This is a genomic window from Amycolatopsis sp. CA-128772, from assembly GCF_002904295.1.
Classification (GTDB): domain Bacteria; phylum Actinomycetota; class Actinomycetes; order Mycobacteriales; family Pseudonocardiaceae; genus Amycolatopsis.
Genome location: NZ_PPHG01000022.1, coordinates 180,455 through 198,603, shown reverse-complemented (window position 1 = coordinate 198,603; position 18,149 = coordinate 180,455). Strand labels below are relative to the sequence as shown.

14 protein-coding genes and 1 pseudogene are annotated in these 18,149 nt (G+C 70.4%); 8 read left to right on the top strand and 7 right to left on the bottom strand.

The window, feature by feature from the left end:
- Positions 1 to 50 precede the first annotated feature (50 nt).
- On the top strand, positions 51 to 587 hold the full coding sequence (locus tag C2L59_RS09550; protein WP_103349197.1) for a GNAT family N-acetyltransferase: 537 nt from the start codon (positions 51 to 53) through the stop codon (positions 585 to 587).
- Here C2L59_RS09550 and C2L59_RS09545 read toward each other — a convergent pair.
- The 5 genes from C2L59_RS09545 to C2L59_RS09525 form a co-directional block, all read right to left on the bottom strand.
- Positions 571 to 1,332: a hypothetical protein gene (locus C2L59_RS09545; protein WP_103349141.1), complete on the bottom strand. Its 762-nt coding sequence runs from the start codon at positions 1,330 to 1,332 to the stop codon at positions 571 to 573. The two genes, C2L59_RS09550 and C2L59_RS09545, sit on opposite strands and share 17 nt — an antisense overlap.
- Positions 1,333 to 1,416: 84 nt before the next feature.
- Positions 1,417 to 3,246 (bottom strand): glycoside hydrolase family 6 protein, encoded by a 1,830-nt coding sequence (locus C2L59_RS09540; RefSeq protein ID WP_199198985.1) that lies wholly within the window; start codon positions 3,244 to 3,246, stop codon positions 1,417 to 1,419.
- 48 nt (positions 3,247 to 3,294) lie between these two features.
- Positions 3,295 to 4,824, bottom strand: coding sequence for a cellulase family glycosylhydrolase (locus tag C2L59_RS09535; protein ID WP_103349139.1), 1,530 nt, complete (start codon positions 4,822 to 4,824; stop codon positions 3,295 to 3,297).
- Between the two features lie 10 nt (positions 4,825 to 4,834).
- A complete protein-coding gene (locus C2L59_RS09530) occupies positions 4,835 to 7,753 on the bottom strand; it encodes a glycoside hydrolase family 48 protein (RefSeq protein ID WP_103349138.1) in 2,919 nt (972 codons plus the stop codon).
- 412 nt (positions 7,754 to 8,165) lie between these two features.
- Positions 8,166 to 9,161 carry a LacI family DNA-binding transcriptional regulator gene (locus C2L59_RS09525; RefSeq protein ID WP_103349196.1) on the bottom strand — a complete coding sequence of 332 codons (996 nt, stop codon included), beginning with the start codon at positions 9,159 to 9,161 and terminating at the stop codon, positions 8,166 to 8,168.
- 249 nt (positions 9,162 to 9,410) lie between these two features.
- Between C2L59_RS09525 and C2L59_RS09520 the strand changes: the two genes are divergently transcribed.
- From C2L59_RS09520 to C2L59_RS09495, 6 genes are all read left to right on the top strand, one after another.
- Positions 9,411 to 10,715: an extracellular solute-binding protein gene (locus C2L59_RS09520; protein ID WP_103349137.1), complete on the top strand. Its 1,305-nt coding sequence runs from the start codon at positions 9,411 to 9,413 to the stop codon at positions 10,713 to 10,715.
- A 4-nt stretch (positions 10,716 to 10,719) separates the two neighbouring features.
- Positions 10,720 to 11,709, top strand: coding sequence for a carbohydrate ABC transporter permease (locus C2L59_RS09515; protein ID WP_103349136.1), 990 nt, complete (start codon positions 10,720 to 10,722; stop codon positions 11,707 to 11,709).
- Positions 11,706 to 12,563, top strand: coding sequence for a carbohydrate ABC transporter permease (locus C2L59_RS09510; RefSeq protein ID WP_103349135.1), 858 nt, complete (start codon positions 11,706 to 11,708; stop codon positions 12,561 to 12,563). The genes C2L59_RS09515 and C2L59_RS09510 overlap by 4 nt, the downstream gene beginning before the upstream one ends.
- Before the next feature lie 2 nt (positions 12,564 to 12,565).
- Entirely contained in the window at positions 12,566 to 13,987 is a 1,422-nt protein-coding gene (locus C2L59_RS09505) for a GH1 family beta-glucosidase (RefSeq protein WP_199198984.1), read from the top strand.
- Positions 13,988 to 14,075: 88 nt separating this feature from the next.
- Entirely contained in the window at positions 14,076 to 15,842 is a 1,767-nt protein-coding gene (locus C2L59_RS09500) for an IlvD/Edd family dehydratase (RefSeq protein WP_103349134.1), read from the top strand.
- A gap of 66 nt (positions 15,843 to 15,908) precedes the next feature.
- A complete protein-coding gene (locus tag C2L59_RS09495) occupies positions 15,909 to 16,214 on the top strand; it encodes a DUF3040 domain-containing protein (RefSeq protein ID WP_103349133.1) in 306 nt (101 codons plus the stop codon).
- 67 nt (positions 16,215 to 16,281) lie between these two features.
- Here C2L59_RS09495 and C2L59_RS09490 read toward each other — a convergent pair whose 3' ends face one another.
- Positions 16,282 to 16,698 carry a CBS domain-containing protein gene (locus C2L59_RS09490; protein ID WP_103349132.1) on the bottom strand — a complete coding sequence of 139 codons (417 nt, stop codon included), beginning with the start codon at positions 16,696 to 16,698 and terminating at the stop codon, positions 16,282 to 16,284.
- An 88-nt stretch (positions 16,699 to 16,786) separates the two neighbouring features.
- Here C2L59_RS09490 and C2L59_RS09485 point away from each other — a divergent pair, with 88 nt between their 5' ends.
- Positions 16,787 to 17,419 (top strand): UdgX family uracil-DNA binding protein, encoded by a 633-nt coding sequence (locus C2L59_RS09485; protein WP_103349131.1) that lies wholly within the window; start codon positions 16,787 to 16,789, stop codon positions 17,417 to 17,419.
- Here C2L59_RS09485 and C2L59_RS09480 read toward each other — a convergent pair.
- Positions 17,412 to 18,149 (bottom strand): annotated as a pseudogene (locus C2L59_RS09480) (DNA polymerase domain-containing protein); the annotation flags it as partial. The gene C2L59_RS09485 and the pseudogene C2L59_RS09480 sit on opposite strands and share 8 nt — an antisense overlap.

Sequence of the window (18,149 nt, the reverse complement as noted above, 5' to 3'; positions counted from 1 at the left end):
CGGCGGAAATCCGCTGGCCGGTGCGGGCCGGAACCGGCAGGGTGGCCACCATGACCACTCCCCTGCCCGCGCCGTGGCAAGCCTTCGGGGTGCGCCGGCCCACGCCCGGCGACCACCTGCCCGTCCTCGCGGTCCTGGACGGCTGGTGGGGCGGTCTCGGCGGGGAGGAGGGCTCCCGCCAGCGGGCCCTGCTGCTGCCCAAGCTGATGTTCCAGCACTTCGGCGACAGCAGCCTCCTGGTGACCTCCGGCGACCGGATCGTCGCCTTCCTGATCGGGTTCCTCTCGCCGTCGCGTCCGGCGGAGAGCTACATCCACTTCGTCGGGGTCGATCCCGCCGAGCGCGGGCGCGGCCTGGGCGCTGCGCTGTACGAGCGCTTCTTCGCCTACAGCCGCGCGCACGGGCGCTCGGTCGTACGGGCCATCACGTCGCCGGTCAACAAGGGTTCGCACGCGTTCCACACCCGGATGGGGTTCGTCACCGAACCAGGGCCGAAGGAGTTCGAGGGGGTGCCGGTCCAGCCCGACTACGACGGGCCGGGGCTGGACCGGCTCAGCTTCCGCAAGGACCTCAGCCGGACACGCTGAAGGAGCGCACGCCCAGGCCGGTCTGGCCCTCCCACGGCTCGAAGCCGAACTGCACGCTCGTCAGGTACCACGCGTCGCTGATCTTGCCGCGGTTCACCGCGTCGCGGGTGAACTCGGCGAGGTTGACGTCGAGGCTGTTCGTCCCCGCGTTGCGGACGTAGGAGATGACGTTCCAGCCGATGTTGCCCGACCAGACCGTCCAGGTCGCGCCCGCGAGCTGGACCGTGCCGACGACGCTGCCGACCGGTTGCGGGGCACCGCGGTGGTTGCCCCAGATCATCACCTCGGCGCCGGTGTTCTGGCCCGCGGGGTTCGGCTGCGGGTCGTACCAGACGTCGTAGGCGGCGTCCCACTGTCCCGACTGGACGGTCGTGTAGTCCACGTGGGACGTCAGCGACCCCAGCGAGCGCACCTGGCGGGGCAGGCCGCTGCCGGAGCTGCAGTTGCCGTAGTGGCAGCCGGCGTAGATCGACGGGTAGCTGCCCGGCGCGCCGTTCGTCGGCCGGTTGTGCGACGCCGTCGTGATGGTGAACCCGGTCGACGACACCGAAAGGCACTGCCGCGTGTCGTCGCCCCAGTTGTTGTTCTGCACGATGTAGCGGCCGCCCTGGATGCGCAGTGAGCCGTACTTGTCGCACAGCTGCGTGTCCGCGGCCGCCGCCGGGGCGGTCAGCGCGGCACCGCCGGAGAGCAGCACGGTCGCGGCTCCGAACGACGCCAGTGTGGCCCGTAGCCGGTTCCTCATGGGAAGTCCTTTCCTGCGTGGGAGGAGGTGGAGACCGGGCCGGACGGCGGCTGCGCGGCACCGCCCGGCCCGGAGCTGTTACTGCTACTGCACCGGCGGGTACGCGTTCTGGACCAGTTCCTCGAACTGGGCCTCGAACCACTTGCCGGACAGCGGGGCGTTCGGCAGCGCGCCGGTCAGGTTGCCGCCGTTGGCCTGCTGCGTGCCGTGGAAGGTCGGGTCGCACATCGGGTCCGCGCCCTTGCCTTCGTCGTTCGGGATCTGCGAGCTCGCACCGTCGGACTCACCCGGCGGCTTGACCCAGACGTAGGCGTCGAAGTGCGCCGCCGGGGCCGCCGTCGGCCGGATGCCGAGACCCGCACCGCTCTGGTTGCACCAGTTGCCGCGGTGCAGCCGCCGGTCGATCCGGCCCGAGTTCACGTAGGCGTCCACAGTGGACCCCGACGCGCCGCTGGGCCGGGCCGAGCCGCCCCAGCCGTTGCGCGAGGTGTCGACCAGCATGCCGATGCCGCTGGGCAGGCCCGCCGCCACGAAGGCGTTGTACATCGCGGTGGCGAAGGGGACTTCCGCGAAGTACGGGTTCCACTGGTAGAACGTCGCCGACTTCAGCTGCTGGCCGCCGACCGTCAGGTTCGGGTCGGGCAGGTTCGGCTCGGTCAGCGGGGTGTAGTTGGCCGTGGAGCTGATGAACCCGTCGATGCTGTTCACGCCGGCCGTGGTGCCCTGCAGCGTCTGCTTGACCAGGTTCACGAAGGGCTGGAAGTTGCTGTCCCAGCCCAGCCACGCCGAGTGCGCGATGTCCAGGTAGTTGTAGACGTTGGAGATCGCGTGCAGCTTGTTCAGCGCGTACTGGATGCCCTGCGTGTACACCCCGGTGGACTGCGCTTCCGCACAGGTCGCCATCGAAGTGTTCGTGATCAGGTTCGGCAGCGAGTCCGGTTCGACGATCGTCACGATCCGCAGCGGCGCGTACTTCGCCTCGGACATGATCGACGCGATCGGGTCGATGTACTCGCTCTTGTAGCGGGCCAGGCCGTTCTGGGCGGCCTTCAGCTCACCGTTGGACGCCAGCGCCGCGCAGTCGCGGTTGGGCAGGTCGTAGACGACGATCTGGATCGTCACCGGTGTCCCGCCGCTCGCCTGGGCCAGCGCCGCGTCGAGGTGCCCGCGCAGGCCGCGCGAGTCCGCCGTGCCGGCGATCGCGGCGATCCGGTCCAGCCAGACCGCGGTCGAGGTGTTGGCCACCTTGGCCATCTGGGCACCGAGGGTGCCGCCCTTGGCCGCGGCCGCCGCGGACACCTCGCCCGACCAGTCCGGGTTCACGTACCCCTTCGACCCCACGTACGGGTTGTCCACGTGGGTCCCCGGCTGCGGCGTCGTGGTGACCGTAGTCGGGGTCGTGGGCGTGGTCGGTGTGGTGGGCGTGGTGGGCGTGGTCGGCGTGGTCGGCGTCGTGGGTGTGGTCGGCGTGGTCGTCGGGGACGTGCCGTCGCAGTGGGCGCCGTTGAGCGAGAACGACGTCGGGATGTCGTTCGTGCCCGAGTACGAGCCGTTGAAGCCGAAGCTGGCCGTGGCGTTCGCGCCCAGGTTCCCGCCCCACGACGGGTTCTTCGCGCTCACGTGCTTGCCGCTCTGGCTGAACGTGGCGCTCCAGCCCTGCTGCACCTGCTGGTTGCCGCCGAAGTCCCATTCGACGTTCCAGGACGAGACGGCGTCACCCAGGTTGGTCACGGCGACGTTGGCGGTGAAGCCGGTGTCCCACTGGTTGACCGTGTAGGTGACCTTGCAGCCGGTGGCGGCACCCGCCGGGCTGCCCCCGGCCACCAGCAGCCCCGCGGTGACCGCTGCCGCTGTCACCGAGGACGCCACGGCGAACCGTGACTTCCTCTTCGCGGACCAGAATTCACTCCTCATCGAGTGTGCTCCTTATCGATCGGTGGGTGGGTCGGGTGGGTCGGTGGGTCAGGTGGTGCAGGCGGTCGCGCCGACGGCGAACCCGCTTGGCGTGCCCGTCGAGGGGCCGGTCGACTGGACGCCGATCGACACCGACGCGCCGCCGGCCAGGTCAGGCGCCCAGGTGGGTGCCTTCGCGCTCGCCTGCTGCCCGCTCTGCGAGACCGTCGCGTTCCAGCCGCCGGTGATCTGCGTGCCGGCCGGCACGGTCCAGCCGAGCGCCCAGTTCTTCAGCGCGGACGACCCGGTGTTCTTCAGCGTCACGGTGGCGATGAACCCGCCCTGCCACGTGTTGTCGACGTGGTAGGTGACCGCGCAGCTCGCCGCGGGCGGCGGGTCGCCCGGGCCGCCGCCGGAGCCGACGGGCGGGATCAGGTACGGCTGCAGGATCGCCTGCTTGGTCTGGTTGACCGTGGTCCAGTCGTCATTGAGGATGCCGCCGGTGTCCCCGGAGTTCGGGTTCCACGACCAGTACGTGAAGCTCATCCCGGACGGGCCGGTGCCCGCGTACTTCATCAGCTCCTGCAGCCAGACCTTGTCGCGCGGGTCGGCGAGCGTGGAGCCGAACTCGCCGAGCAGCACCGGCGCGATGTTCTGCTTCTTCAGGTACCCGAAGAAGTGGTCCCACAGCGCGGGCAGGTTCGCCGGGAAGGCCGGGTCGGAGAACCACGTCTGGGCGAACACGGAGGTCGCGTACTCGTGTGCAGAGTAGACGAGCTTGTCCGGTTTGGACAGCCGCACCGGGAACTGCTGCGCGCCGGAGAGGTTGCCGCCCCACCAGCCGCACTGCGGGTCGCCGGTGCCGCTGACGCAGTCGACGCCTTCGACCACGATCAGCCAGTCCGGGTTCGCCGCGAGCACGGCGTTGCCGGCCCGTTCGGCGGCGAGCCGCCAGTCGGTCGCGGTGTCGCCGCAGCCCCAGCAGGCGCCGCCGCCACCCTGGATCGAGTGCGGTTCGTTGTGCAGGTCCGCGCCGATCACCGTCGGGTTGCCCTTGTAGTGCTGGGCGAGCATCGTCCAGTCGGAGATCCAGCGGCTTTCCGGGTACGCGCCGGTGTACCAGAGCGGGGACTGCGCGCCGGAGTCCGGCCGGTGCCGGTCCAGCAGCACGCGCATGCCCTTGACCCCGGCGTACGCGACGATCTTGTCCATCACCTGCAGCCCGGACAGGCCCTGCAGGTCCGGGTTCTGCACCTGGTCGATGCTGACCGGCTTGGACCCGGCGTCGAACAGCTGGTTCGAGTACGGCAGCCGCAGCGTGTTGTACCCGAGCCCGGCCATCTGGTCGAGCATGTCCTGGTAGTTGCGGCTCCACAGGCCGTGCGGCGAGTAGTTGGCCGTCTCGGCGCCGAACCAGTTGATCCCGGTCATCCGGACCGGCGCGCCGGTCGAGTCGACCAGCTGGGAACCGGAGGCGTGCCAGAACCCGGTGCCGGTGCCGGCCGCCGCGGTGGTCTGAGGGGCCGCGGCGGCCGGGGACGCCGTGAGAACGGCGCCCCCGACCAGTGCGGCGACCACCAGAGAGAGCAGTCGCTTCATCGAGTGCCTTTCAGCCGAACAGGGCGACGTGCGCGGCGAACGCCGTGGCGATCTCCGACTGGGCCCAGAACCGGTGGTAGGTGAACGTCGGCGCGGCGCCGCCGTCCAGGTAGGCCTGAACCTTCGGCCACTGCGGGTCGCTCTTGTAGAACGACCGGATCGACAGGAACGTGGAGTTCGCGTTGATCGGGTCGCCGTTCGGCATCGTGCCGCTCCAGCCCGAGGGCACGTACAGCCCCTGGTCCGTGGTGGCGTTGTAGGTGTCGTCGAACCGGTTGTAGTCCGTCCGGGTCTCCGGCACCGCGATGCCCTTGCTGTCGGCGTTCGCCGTCAGCGCGTTCAGCAGCTGCTCCCCGACCGTCTTGGCCTGGGCGTTGCTCGACCCCGACGCGTAGTACAGCAGCGTCTTGGCGAGCGAGGCCGCGACCCCGACGTCCTGGCTGTAGTTCTTCACCGCGACGTGCAGACCGGTGTTCGCGCCCGGGCTGGTGGCGTTCCAGGTGTCCGGCGCGCCGCTCCAGGTCAGGTCGGACGGGATCTGGAAGCTCCCGCCGGCACCGACCGTGGTGTTCGCGATCGCCCAGGGCACCCACTTGTCGAGGATCTTCTTGGCGCGGGGGTCGTTCGTCGCCTGGTAGTACTCGGCGATCCGCTCCATGCCCCAGGTCTGGAAGCCGAACCACTGGTTGCTCGGCGGGTCGTGCCAGACCGGCTGGTAGTCGTAGAACATCCCGTAGAACGTCGGCGTGCCCGCGGGCGGGGTCCCGTACTGGCCCTCCCAGCTGTTGGTCGCGCCGCCGGCGAGACCGCCTTCGGAGGACTGCAGCCACTGCAGGAACTCCATCTGCCGGCCCAGGCTGGTCGCCCAGTCCTGCGCGCCGGTCGCCGAGGTGACCTTCAGGCCGGGGTCGGCCGAAAGCGCGTACGCCGCGAGCGGGTTCTGGTAACCCTGGTGCGCCGCACCGTCCCCGATCCGCCACGCCCAGGCGCTGGACGAATCCATCGAGCCGCCCCAGGCGTAGTACCACGAGATCAGGTAGTGCTCGCTGTCCTTGCCGGTGCCGGCCGCACAGCTCGACGCTCCGACGCAGTTGCCGATCTTCTTGAAGTACTTGTCGAACAGCGAGTACCGGAGGTAGTCGCCCATCTTCGACGCCTTCTTCACGACCGCCGCGACGTCGGCGCTCTTGCCCTGCGCCTTCGCCCAGCCCTCGGCCTGGAAGGCCACCTGCACGGCGCGGGCGTCCGCGTCGGGCGCGTCGGTGTACTTCCACTGCTTGGCGTAGGACGAGTCGCCGGTGAACAGGTCGAGGTACCCGTTCTTGCCGCCGAACTTCAGCAGGTCGCAGCTGGGCTGGGTGACCGTCTCCCAGACCGATTCCTGCGAGCCGCGCTGGAAGGTGTTGATGAACGCCGGCGCGGTGTTGGTGCCGTCCTCGCAGTGCCCGAACTTGTAGATGTTGTCCACGTCGAGCAGCCAGTGCATGCCGTAGACGTCCGGGGAGCCGTAGGCCGCCTTCAGCTCGGCCGCGATCGGGTCGGACCCGACCGAAACGTTGCTCTGCAGCGGTGACGGGTAGGACTTCGGGGTCGGGTACTCGGCCGCGTAGGTGGCGGGCTTGCTCGCGTTGTAGCCGGAGTTGCCCGGCTGGTCAGCCGCCGACGGGATCGCGTACGTCTCGATCGAGGTCCACGCCTGGTTGAACGGCGCCCAGTCACCGGTCACCCGGCCGTAAGCCGCTTCGAGCCAGAGGTAGTAGCTGAACGCCTCCGACGTCGTTTCGTGGCCGTGGTCCGGTGCCTCGACGATCAGCGTTTCGATCGAGTGGTAGGGCACCAGGATGTTCCCGAACTTGCGGAAGTAGCCGTTGTTCGGGTCCTTGATCTTGTTGTACTGGGTCAGGAACGCGAGCTGGTAGTCCGAAGTGGACGACGAGATCTCGTTGACCGTCACCGTCGCGGCGGTGTAGCCGCTGCTGCTCGCGGTGAAGGTCGCGCTGCCCAGCTCTCCCCCGTTGTCGGCGCTGGCGACCGTCACGTTCTGCGGCACGTTCCAGTTCGCCGCGGTGAAGGTGAGGCTCGCCGGGCTGGCCGTGAGGTCGGTGCTGCCGCCCGTCCGCGCGACGGCGACGGTGACCGAGGCGCTCGGCGCGCCGGCGAGGCTGACCGCGAACGTCGTCGTGGCGCCCTGCTTGACCTGCGCGGTCGCCGGGGAGGCGACGATCGTCGGCCCGGAGAGGACCTTCACGCTGACCGGGCTGGACGTCGTGCTCGCGTTCTTGTTGTCGTACGCCTTCGCCGTGATCGAGTACGTCCCGGCCGGGACGTTGCCCCAGCTGCCCTCGAACGGCGCCGCCGTGTCGGTGGCCAGGAGCGTGTCGCCGGCGTAGAACTCGACCTTGCTCACGGTGCCGTCGCTGTCGGCGGCGGTCGCGGCCAGCGGGATGGTCGCCGGGGCGTAGAAGGTCCCGGTCGACGACGGTGCGGTGAGCGTGACCGTGGGCGCCTTGTTGGCGCCGGTGCACGAGCTGCCGTTGACGGAGAAGTCCGTCGGCGGCCGGTTGGCCGAGCCCTTCGAGCCGTTGAACCCGAACGACGTGCTGGCCCCGGTGTCGAGGTGGCCGTTGTAGGACATGTTCGTGGCGGTGACCGCGGCGCCCGTCTGCGCGAACGTGGCGCTCCAGCCCTGCTGGACCTTCTGGCCGTCGAGGAACGTCCAGCCGACCTTCCAGCTGTCGAGCGGGGCGCCGTCGTTGCGCAGCGAGACGTTGGCGGTGAACCCGCTGTCCCAGTCGTTGGTGGTGTAGGTGACCGAACAGGCGATGTCGGCGCCGAGCGCCGGTGGTGGGGCGACCACCGCACCCGTGACCGCCAGCACGGCCGAGGCCAGTACCAGCGCACGGGCGCGCTTTCGAGGAGAGGAACGCATGGCTGCGGAACTCCTTTGTCCGTAGGGAGCCAGCGATCTGGGAGCGCTTCCAGGCGCAGACGGTAGCCAGCCGGAAACCTGGATGTAAAGAATCGAGTCAGAAGGACACCGCGGACCCCGATGTCACACCTACGCGCCGGGCGAACACCGGCCCGCTGAACGCTCCTGAACAGCCCCCACCGATCGTCGCACCACCACTCGTTCGGCCTAGCGAAGCGGTGACGTTCCGTTTCGTGAAACGTTATTTAGCGCCAAACGTGTACACCTGGGCACGAAGGCTCCCCACGACCGGGCAACGTCGGCTCACCGAGCACACGGGGAGTTGAGCGCGGCCGGACAAGCCGGGGCGCACCCAGGTGGCCGACCCGCGTATCCGGATGGACGACACACGTGTTCGGCCGGACACGGCGGGTCAGCTCGAAGCGCGGACCGCCAGGGAAACCGGAAGGACGTGCTGGCGCGGCTTGAGGTCCTGGTCGTCGAGCAGCTGCAGGAGGATCTCCACCATCGAGTGAACCTGCTCGCGCGGGTCCTGGTGGACCGACGTCAGGGGCGGGTCCATGGCCGGGGCCAGCGTCGCGTTGTCGTCGAAGCTGACCACCGCGACGTCGTCCGGAATCCGGCGCCCGGCGCCGTCGAGGGTGCGCAGGGCGCCCACCGCCATCATGTCGCTGGCGACGAACACCGCGTCCACGTCGGGGTGCCTGGCCAGCAGCGCGGACATCGCGTTCGCCCCGCCGGCCAGCGTGAAGTCGGCCTCTTCGGCCAGGTCGGCGGGGTCGAGCCCGGCGTCGAGCAGGGTCTTGCGCCAGCCGGCGAGCCGGTCGATCGGGGCGCTCTGGTCCTGCGGGCCGGCGATCGTGGCGATCCGCCGCCGGCCGGCCGCGACCAGGTGCTGGACCGCCAGCCGGGCGCCGCCCTCGTTGTCGAAGTCGACGACGTGCACGCCCCGGCGGATGCCGGCCGCCTGCCCGCCGAACACGATCGGGATGCGCAGCAGCCGCAGGGCCTTGGGCAGCGGGTCGGCGCGGTGCGGCGCGAAGACGAGCGCACCGTCGACGTGCCCGCCCTCGAGGAACCGCACGGTCTTGCTCAGGTCCTCGCGCGTGTCGCTGAAGATGAGCACCATCTGGCGGCCGACGTCGGCGAGCTCGCGGTAGCCGGCGCGCATGACGGCGGTCCGGTAGGGGTCGTCGAGCAGCCGGGCCTCCGGCTCGGACAGCACCACGGCGATCGCGCCGGTGCGGCGCGTGACCAGCGACCGCGCCGCCTGGTTCGGGGAATAGCCCAGGTCACGGGCTGCGGCGAGCACCTTCTCGCGCGCCGCCGCACTGACGTACGCGTCGTCGTTCAACGCCCGCGACGCCGTCGACCGCGACACGCCGGCGAACGCCGCGACGTCCTCCAGTGTCGGCCGTTCTTCATCGCCTGCTCGAGGCCCCACGGCACCGCCCTCGCTCACCCTCTGCAACTCTGACGGACCCAGCTTAACGTTCACCCTCCTCCGCGTCCGGGAGCGCTCCTCGCAGGAAACACTCCGGTTACGACCCCTTGACACCGGTGAACGCCCCCAGCAGACTCTCCACACCTGGGAGCGCTCCCAGATTGGCTCCCAGCAGTGAGAGCGCTCATTCCCGTCAACAAGGTGGTTGGACACGTGAGAACGATCCGGAATGGCCTGGTCCTGGCACTGGGCATCACGATGACGGCGCTCGGCGCCACGGCCTGCAACGGAGGAGGTGGCGACCAGCAGACCCCGGCCGCGGCGGCTCCGAACGAGCACGTCGACCTGACGCTGGCGACCTTCACCGAGTTCGGCTACGAGGCCCTCATCCCGGAGTACGAGCGGCTGCACCCCAACATCAAGATCACCCACCGCAAGACCGGTCAGGGCGGCCCCTACCACCAGGAGCTGACCACCAAGCTGGCCGCCGGTTCGGGCCTCGCCGACGTCACCGCGCTGGAAGAGGGGCACCTGTCCGACTTCCTCGACAAGGGCTCGAAGTTCAACGACCTGAGCAAGATCGGCCCGGCCGACGCCTCCCCCGACCGCTGGCTGAGCTGGAAGTACGACGCCGCCAAGACCAAGGACGGCAAGGTCATCGGCTACGGCACCGACATCGGCCCGCTCGCGATGTGCTACCGCAAGGACCTGTTCCAGGCCGCGGGCCTGCCCACCGACCCCGAGGCCGTCAAGCCGCTGTTCGCCACCTGGGACAGCTACTTCCAGGCCGGTGCCGACTACTCCGCCAAGACGCACAAGGCCTGGTTCGACTCGGCCGCGCAGAACTTCAACGCCATGGTCAACCAGCTCCCCGAGGGCTACATCAACACCGACGACAAGCTGGCCGTCGAGAACAACCAGGGCATCAAGGACGCCTGGACCAAGGTCACCGACGCGGTCGCCAAGGGCGAGTCCGCCAAGCTCACCGCGTTCAGCCCCGAGTGGAACACCGGCTTCAAGCAGGGCGCGTTCGCCACGAAGGTGTGCCCGTCGTGGATGCTCGGCGTGATCAAGGAGCAGGCGGGCCCGGAGAACGCCGACAAGTGGGCCGTCACCGCGGCCTTCCCCGGCGGCGGCGGCAACTGGGGCGGCTCGTACCTGACCGTGCCGACGCAGTCCAAGCACCCGAAGGAAGCCGCCGAGCTGGCCGCGTGGCTGACCGCGCCGGAGCAGCAGGTCAAGGCGTTCCAGGCCAAGGGCAACTTCCCCAGCCAGGTGAAGGCGCTGTCCGACCCGGCCCTGCTGAGCCAGACCGACGCCTACTTCGGCAACGCCAAGACCGGCGAGCTGTTCGCCGAGCAGGCCAAGAAGGTGCAGAAGCCGCAGTACAAGGGCCCCGGTGACGGCCAGATCCAGGAGAACGCGTCGAGCCCGGCCCTCCAGGCGGTCGAGCAGGGCAAGTCGGCCGCGGACGGCTGGAACCAGATGGTCGAAGCCGCGAAGAAGATCACGCGCTGAACCGATGACCGTCCTCGACAAGGTCGCGCCAGAAGGGAGTAAGGCCGGGGAGCGCACGTCTCCCCGGCCCACCTTCCGTCACCGGTTGAGCCGGTGGGACGTCAAGGTGTCGCCTTACTTGTACGTCGCGCCGTTCTTCATCGTCTTCGGGATCGTCGGCCTGTTCCCGCTGCTCTACACCGCCTACGTTTCGCTGTTCAAGTGGAAGGCCGGGGGCGACGACCCGGACTTCATCGGCCTCGACAACTACAAGGACCTGTTCGCCGACAGCCAGTTCTGGAACGCGCTGGTCAACACGATCAGCATCTTCCTGCTCTCCAGCATTCCGCAGCTGATCATCGCGGTGCTGCTGGCCGCCCTGCTCGGCGCCCGCCTGCGCGGGGCGACCGGCTGGCGCGTCGGCATCCTGCTCCCGTACGCGGCCAGCCTGGTCTCGATCGGGATCATCTTCGCCAACCTGTTCGGCTCCAAGTACGGGCTGATCAACGGCGTGCTGCAGACACTCGGGCTGGACCCGATCGACTGGCAGGCCAACCGGTTCGCCAGCCACGTCGCGATCGCGATCATGGTGAACTGGCGCTGGACCGGCTACAACGCCCTGATCGTGCTGGCGGCCATGCAGGCCATCCCCAGGGAGCTGCACGAGGCGGCGCTGATCGACGGCGCGGGCCTGTGGCGCCGGTTCTTCAACGTCACGCTGCCCCTGCTGAAGCCGACGCTGGTCTTCGTCACCATCACTTCGACGATCGGCGGCCTGCAGATCTTCACCGAGCCCAAGCTGTTCGACGCCATGCCCGGGTCGAACAACGGCGGCTCGACCAACCAGTTCCAGACCGTGACGCTGTACCTCTACCAGATGGCGTTCGAGAACTCGAGCCTCGGCTACGCCTCGGCGATCGCCTGGGTGCTGTTCCTGGTCATCGTGCTCATCGCGCTGGTGAACTTCTTCCTCACCGGCCGGCTCGCCCGTACTCCGGCGGTGAAGAAGAAATGACAACAGTCCAGACCGGGCTGCGCAAGAGCGTCGCCACCCTCGGCAGGCCGCGCAAGGCGACCTACGTCGTGCTGGCGATTTTCGTGCTGGGCTCGCTGTTCCCGTTCTACTGGTCGTTCCTGGTGGCCAGCCGCGACAACGGGATGCTCACCGAGCGCGTCCCGCCGTTCCTGCCCGGCGGGAACTTCTTCGCGAACGCCTCCCGGGTGTTCGACAGCGTGCCGTTCTGGAAGGCGCTCGCCAACAGCGTGATCGTGTCCGGGACGGTCACGCTGACGACGGTGCTCTTCTCGTCGCTGGCCGGGTTCGCCTTCGCCAAGCTGCGGTTCCGCGGGAAGAACGGGATGTTCGTGTTCATCGTCGTCACGCTCGCCGTGCCGACCCAGCTCGGCATCATCCCGCTGTTCATCGCGATGTCGGAACTGGGCTGGGCGGGTCACCTCGAGTCGGTGATCGTGCCCAACCTGGTCACCGCGTTCGGGGTGTTCTGGATGCGGCAGTACACGCTCGACGCGCTGCCGTACGAGCTCATCGAGGCCGCGCGCGTCGACGGCTGCAGCATGATCCGGATCTTCTGGAACGTCTGCATGCCCGCGGTGCGCCCGGCCGCGGCGATCCTCGCGATGTTCACGTTCATGATGTCGTGGAACGACTTCCTGTGGCCGCTCGTCGTGCTGGACGCCGGCAACCCCACCGTCCAGGTGGCCCTGGAGAAGCTGCAGAGCGGCTACTACGTCGACTATTCGCTCGTCCTGGCCGGCACGACCCTGGCCACCATTCCCATCCTCATCGTCTTCGTCCTCCTCGGCCGCCAGATCGTGGCCGGGATCATGCAAGGTGCCGTGAAAGGGTGAACATGTCCGTAGAACCCGACAGCGTTCGGGCGACCGAGGTCCGGGAAAACGCCGCGTTGATGTTCCCGCCCGGCTTCGTCTGGGGTGCCGCGACCGCGGCGTTCCAGGTCGAAGGGGCCACGACGGCCGACGGGCGCACCGACTCGGTCTGGGACGTCTTCGCCCGCCGTCCCGGCGCGGTCCGGGGCGGCGACAACGGCGAACCGGCGGCCGACCACTACCGGCGGTACTCCGAAGACGTCGGCCTGATGCGCCGGCTCAACCTCGGTGCCTACCGCTTCTCGCTGGCGTGGCCGCGGGTGCGCCCGGACGGCGGCGCGGTCAACACCGCCGGGCTCGCCTTCTACGACCGGCTGGTCGACTGCCTGCTCGAGTCCGGGGTCCAGCCGTGGGCGACGCTCTACCACTGGGACCTGCCGCAGGCGCTGGAGGAGAAGGGCGGCTGGGCGAACCGGGACACCGCGTACCGGTTCGCCGAGTACGCCGAGACCGTGCTGGAGCGGCTGGGTGACCGGGTCGCCAGCTGGTCCACGCTCAACGAGCCGTGGTGCGCGGCGATGCTCGGTTACGCGGGCGGCATCCACGCCCCCGGCCGCACCGACCACCCCGCCGCCGTCGCCGCGACCCACCACCTGCTGCTGGGCCACGGGCTGGCGATGGACGCCATCCGGCGGCACGCCAAGGACACCCCGGCCGGGATCACGCTGAACCTGTACCCGGTCGTCCCGCACGACCCGGCCAACGTCGCCGACGTCGCCGCGGCCCGGCGGATCGACGGCCTGCAGAACCGGCTGTTCCTCGACCCGGTGCTGCGCGGCGGCTACCCGGACGACCTGGTCGCCGACCTCGAGCCGTTCGGGCTCGGCTCGGTCGTGCGCGACGAAGACGCCGCCGTCATCGCCGCGCACGTCGACTGGCTCGGCGTGAACTACTACCGCGACTACCGCGTCGCGGGGCGGCCGGTGCCGGGCAGCGAGCCGGCGGGCCCGGAGTGGCCCGGCGCCGCCGACGTGCACTTCGTCCCGGACCCGGCCGCGCCCCGCACCGACTCCGGCTGGGAGGTCCAGCCGGCGGGGCTGACCGAGTCGCTGCTGCAGGTGCACCGCGGCTACCGGCCGGTGGCGCTGTACATCACCGAGAACGGCGCGGCCTACCCCGACGTCGTCTCCGACGGCGGTGACATCGTCGACACCGACCGCGTCGCGTTCCTGGACTCCCACCTGCGGGCGGCGCACGACGCCATCCAGGCCGGCGTCGACCTGCGCGGCTACTTCTACTGGTCGCTGCTGGACAACTTCGAGTGGGCCGAGGGCTACGCGAAGCGGTTCGGCCTGGTCCACGTCGACTACGCGACCCAGCAGCGGACCCCGAAGCGCAGCGCGCACTGGTACGCCCGGGTGATCGGGCTGAACGGGCTCGGCTGAACCCGTCCGTGAAGGCCACCGGCGCGGGTGGCCTTCACGGACCCCCGGGGGCGTGCATTCCGCGCCCCCCGTTGCCAGACTGGCCGGTATGGGACTGCGCAGCGAAGCTTGGTTCGACAACCCCGCCGACCCCGGAATGACCGCCCTCTACCTCGAGCGGTACATGAACTGGGGCATCACCCGCGAAGAGCTGCAGTCCGGCAAGCCGATCATCGGCATTGCGCAGACCGGCTCCGACCTCACCCCGTGCAACCGGCACCACCTGCAGCTGGCCGACCGGACGCGCGAAGGCATCCGCGAGGCCGGCGGGATCGCCATCGAGTTCCCGGTGCACCCGATCCAGGAGACGGGCAAGCGCCCCACCGCGGCCCTGGACCGCAACCTCGCCTACCTCGGCCTGGTCGAGACGCTCTACGGCTACCCGATCGACGGCGTCGTGCTCACCACCGGCTGCGACAAGACCACCCCGGCGTGCCTGATGGCCGCGGCGACCGTCGACCTCCCCGCGATCGTGCTCTCCGGCGGCCCGATGCTCAACGGCTGGTTCAACGGCGAGCGCACCGGGTCCGGCACGATCATCTGGAAGGCGCGGGAACTGCTCGCCGCCGGCGAGATCGACGACGCCGGGTTCATGGAGCTCGTCGCGTCGTCCGCGCCGTCGCCGGGGCACTGCAACACGATGGGCACGGCGTCCACGATGAACGCGCTCGCCGAGGCGCTCGGGATGAGCCTGCCCGGCTGCGCGGCCATCCCGGCCCCGCACCGCGACCGGGCGCGGATGGCCTACCGGACCGGGCTGCGGATCGTCGAGATGGTCCGCGAGGACCTCAAGCCGTCGGACATCCTCACGCGTGCCGCGTTCGAGAACGCCATCGTGGTGAGCTCCGCGATCGGCGGCTCGACCAACGCGCCCATCCACATCGGCGCGATCGCCCGGCACATCGGCGTCGACCTGCCCCTGGCGGACTGGCAGCGGCTCGGCCACGCCGTCCCGCTGCTGGTCGACCTGCAGCCGGCGGGCAAGTACCTCGGCGAGGAGTTCCACCGGGCGGGCGGCGTCCCGGCCGTCGTGCACGAGCTGATGGAGCACGGGCTGATCCACGAGGACGCCCCCACCGTCAACGGCCGCACGCTCGGCGACAACTGCCGCGACGCCGAGGCCGGCGACCGGGACGTCATCCGGACCTTCGGCACCGCGCTCACCCCCGACGCCGGCTTCCTGGTGCTGACCGGCAACCTCTTCGACGCGGCGATCATGAAGGCCAGTGTCATCTCGCCGGAGTTCCGGCGGCGGTACCTGGCCGGCGGCGTCTACGAAGGCACCGCGGTCGTGTTCGACGGCCCCGAGGACTACCACGCCCGCATCGACGACCCCGGCCTCGGCGTCGACGAGCACTCGCTGCTGGTGATGCGGGGCACCGGCCCGCTCGGCTACCCGGGTTCGGCGGAGGTGGTCAACATGCGGCCGCCGGCGGAGCTGATCAAGCGCGGCGTGCACGAGCTGCCCTGCCTCGGCGACGGCCGCCAGTCGGGCACCTCCGGCTCGCCGTCGATCCTCAACGCCTCCCCCGAAGCGGCGGCGGGCGGCGGGCTCGCGGTGTTGCGCACCGGCGACCGGGTCCGGATCGACCTGGGGGCGGGCACGGCCGACGTCCTCGTCACCGACGAGGAGCTGGCGCGGCGGCACAAGGAGCTGGCCGAGGCCGGCGGCTACCCGGTGCCGGAGTCCCAGACGCCGTGGCAGGAGATCCAGCGGTCGATGGTCGACCAGCTGTGCGACGGCATGGTGCTGCGCCCGGCCGTGGCGTACCAGCGGATCGCGGCGACCAAGGGGATTCCGCGCGACAACCACTGAGTTTCGGCGCTTCGGAAGCGGGGAAAACGGGTATCCAGCCCGGTAGCCGAGGCGAGGAGGCCCCCCATGCTCCCGGATCGTGAACGCCACGCCCTGCGCGAAATCGAGGCGGAGCTGCAAGCGAGCGATCCCGCGTTCGCCGCCGCCTTCAGCGGCCGGAAGCTGCGCGCGCCCAGGCGCTGGAACCTGCTGCTGGTGCTCTGCGACGTCACGGCGGTGGTGATGCTCGTGGTCGGGCTCTTCGCCCGGGACGCCGCGCTCGTGCTCTGGGGCACGGTGAGCGCGGGTGCGCTGGTGGCCTGGCACATCGCCCGCGCCGAAGCGGTCCGCGAGTCCACTGAGGACGGTGCGGCGACGACCGGCTCGGCCTGATCCCGCCACGAACGACGGCCGCCCACGTCTGACGTGGGCGGCCGCACTGCGTTGCGGGGTGACGCACTCAGTCGTAGGACAGCGCCTCGACGAGCTCACCGGCGGTCGGGTTCGACAGCGCCCGGGCCACATCGGCCTGGGCGACGATGCCGACCAGGTCGTGCCCGTCGATCACGGGCAGCCGGCGGACGCGGTGCTCCGACATCGTCCGCAGGATCTCCTGGGCGTCGTCGTCCGCGCCGATCGTCACGACCTCGCCCTGGGCCAGCTCGCCGACGTGGACGGCCCGCGGGTCCTTCCCCTCGGCCAGCACCTTCACCACGATGTCGCGGTCGGTGACCATGCCCTTCAGGCGGTTGTCCTCACCACAGATCGGCAGGGCACCGACGCCCTTTTGCGCCATGGTGACCGCGGCGTCGTGCACGGTGTCCGACTCGCGGGCGCAGGTCGCGTCCGACGTCATGATGTCGCGTGCGGTGGTCATCGTGAACTCCCTTCTGTGAGCCGTTCTCCCTCCGGCTACCCGGGTGCGGCGGGTTTACCCGCGGCCCGCCCGGGGAATTTCCCGGCACATGCCGGATTCCCGCGGCGCCGAGCCGCCGGACACCACCGACCTGGACCGCCTGCGGTCGGCGGCGTCCGGCTGCCACGGGTGCCCCCTGTACCAGGACGCCACGCAGACCGTCTTCGGCGAAGGGACGGCCGGGGCGCGGGTCCTCGTCGTCGGCGAGCAGCCGGGCGACAAGGAGGACCTCGCGGGCGAGCCGTTCGTCGGGCCCGCCGGGAAGCTCCTGGACCGCGCCTTCGAGGAAGCCGGGTTCGACCGGCGGTCGCTGTACGTCACGAACGCGGTCAAGCACTTCAAGTTCAAGCGCGACGAGCGCGGCAAGCGCCGGATCCACCAGAAGCCGGGCCGCACTGAGGTGGTCGCCTGCCGCCCGTGGCTGCTGGCCGAGCTGCGCGCGGTGCGCCCGGACCTGGTGCTGCTGCTGGGCGCTACGGCCGCGCAGTCGTTGCTGGGCCCGAAGTTCCGGCTCACCGCCCACCGCGGCGAGGCGGTGGAAGCGCCGGCGGACGTGGCCGAGCTGGTGCCCTCGGCGGTGGCGACGGTCCACCCGTCGGCCGTGCTGCGGGCGCCGGACCGCGACGACGCCTACGCGGCCTTCGTCGCCGACCTGAAGGCCGCAGGCAAGCTGCTCAAGTGAGCTGCTTCAGCGCCGCCTCCGCCGAGGCGGCGTGCTGGTTCAGGTTCCGCCAGGGGTCTTCCTTGCGCGCCAGCCGGCGCTTCTCCTTCGTCGGGGCCCAGCCGGCCGGGTCGGCGCCGCCCAGCTCCCGCCAGTCCAGCGGGGTCACGGCCGCCGCGCCCGGGCGGGCCCGCAGGGAGTAGGGGGCGACGAACGTCTGCGCGTACCCGTTGCGGTTGGCGTCCAGGAAGATCCGGTCGCCGCGCTTGTCCTTGCGCTGGGCCGTGGTCAGCCGGCCGGGGTCGGCGTCCGCAACCCGGTCGGCGAGGGCGCGGGACAGCTCGAGCACGGTTTCGGTGTCCGACTTCGCGTCCAGCGGTGCCAGCACGTGGAAGCCGCGCCCGCCGGTCGCCTGCACGAACGCCGTCAGGCCCACCCGCTCGTACTGGTCACGGATGCACCGGGCGACCGCGCGCAGCTCGGCGACCGGGGTGCCCTCCGGCGGGTCGAGGTCGAGCACCAGCCGGTCGGGCCGCTCGGGGGCGTCCACCGTGGACAGCCAGACGTGGAACTCCAGCGTCCCCTGGTTCGCCAGGTAGGCCAGCGTTTCCGCGTCCTCGCAGACGACGTAATCGTCCGTGCCACCGCCGCGGCGCGGGACGCGCTCGGTCCGGATCGAGTCCGGGAAGTGCTCCCCCGGGTGCTTCTGGAACCAGCCCGGTCTCCCGATGCCATCGGGGAACCGCCGCAG

Bases quoted from the DNA above. Each gene is read 5' to 3' on its own strand.
- C2L59_RS09550 (WP_103349197.1), top strand. From the start codon at position 51: ATGACCACTCCCCTGCCCGCGCCGTGGCAAGCCTTCGGGGTGCGCCGG.
- C2L59_RS09545 (WP_103349141.1), bottom strand. From the start codon at position 1,332: ATGAGGAACCGGCTACGGGCCACACTGGCGTCGTTCGGAGCCGCGACC.
- C2L59_RS09540 (WP_199198985.1), bottom strand. From the start codon at position 3,246: ATGAGGAGTGAATTCTGGTCCGCGAAGAGGAAGTCACGGTTCGCCGTG.
- C2L59_RS09535 (WP_103349139.1), bottom strand. From the start codon at position 4,824: ATGAAGCGACTGCTCTCTCTGGTGGTCGCCGCACTGGTCGGGGGCGCC.
- C2L59_RS09530 (WP_103349138.1), bottom strand. From the start codon at position 7,753: ATGCGTTCCTCTCCTCGAAAGCGCGCCCGTGCGCTGGTACTGGCCTCG.
- C2L59_RS09515 (WP_103349136.1), top strand. From the start codon at position 10,720: ATGACCGTCCTCGACAAGGTCGCGCCAGAAGGGAGTAAGGCCGGGGAG.
- C2L59_RS09510 (WP_103349135.1), top strand. From the start codon at position 11,706: ATGACAACAGTCCAGACCGGGCTGCGCAAGAGCGTCGCCACCCTCGGC.
- C2L59_RS09505 (WP_199198984.1), top strand. From the start codon at position 12,566: ATGTCCGTAGAACCCGACAGCGTTCGGGCGACCGAGGTCCGGGAAAAC.
- C2L59_RS09500 (WP_103349134.1), top strand. From the start codon at position 14,076: ATGGGACTGCGCAGCGAAGCTTGGTTCGACAACCCCGCCGACCCCGGA.
- C2L59_RS09495 (WP_103349133.1), top strand. From the start codon at position 15,909: ATGCTCCCGGATCGTGAACGCCACGCCCTGCGCGAAATCGAGGCGGAG.
- C2L59_RS09490 (WP_103349132.1), bottom strand. From the start codon at position 16,698: ATGACCACCGCACGCGACATCATGACGTCGGACGCGACCTGCGCCCGC.
- C2L59_RS09485 (WP_103349131.1), top strand. From the start codon at position 16,787: ATGCCGGATTCCCGCGGCGCCGAGCCGCCGGACACCACCGACCTGGAC.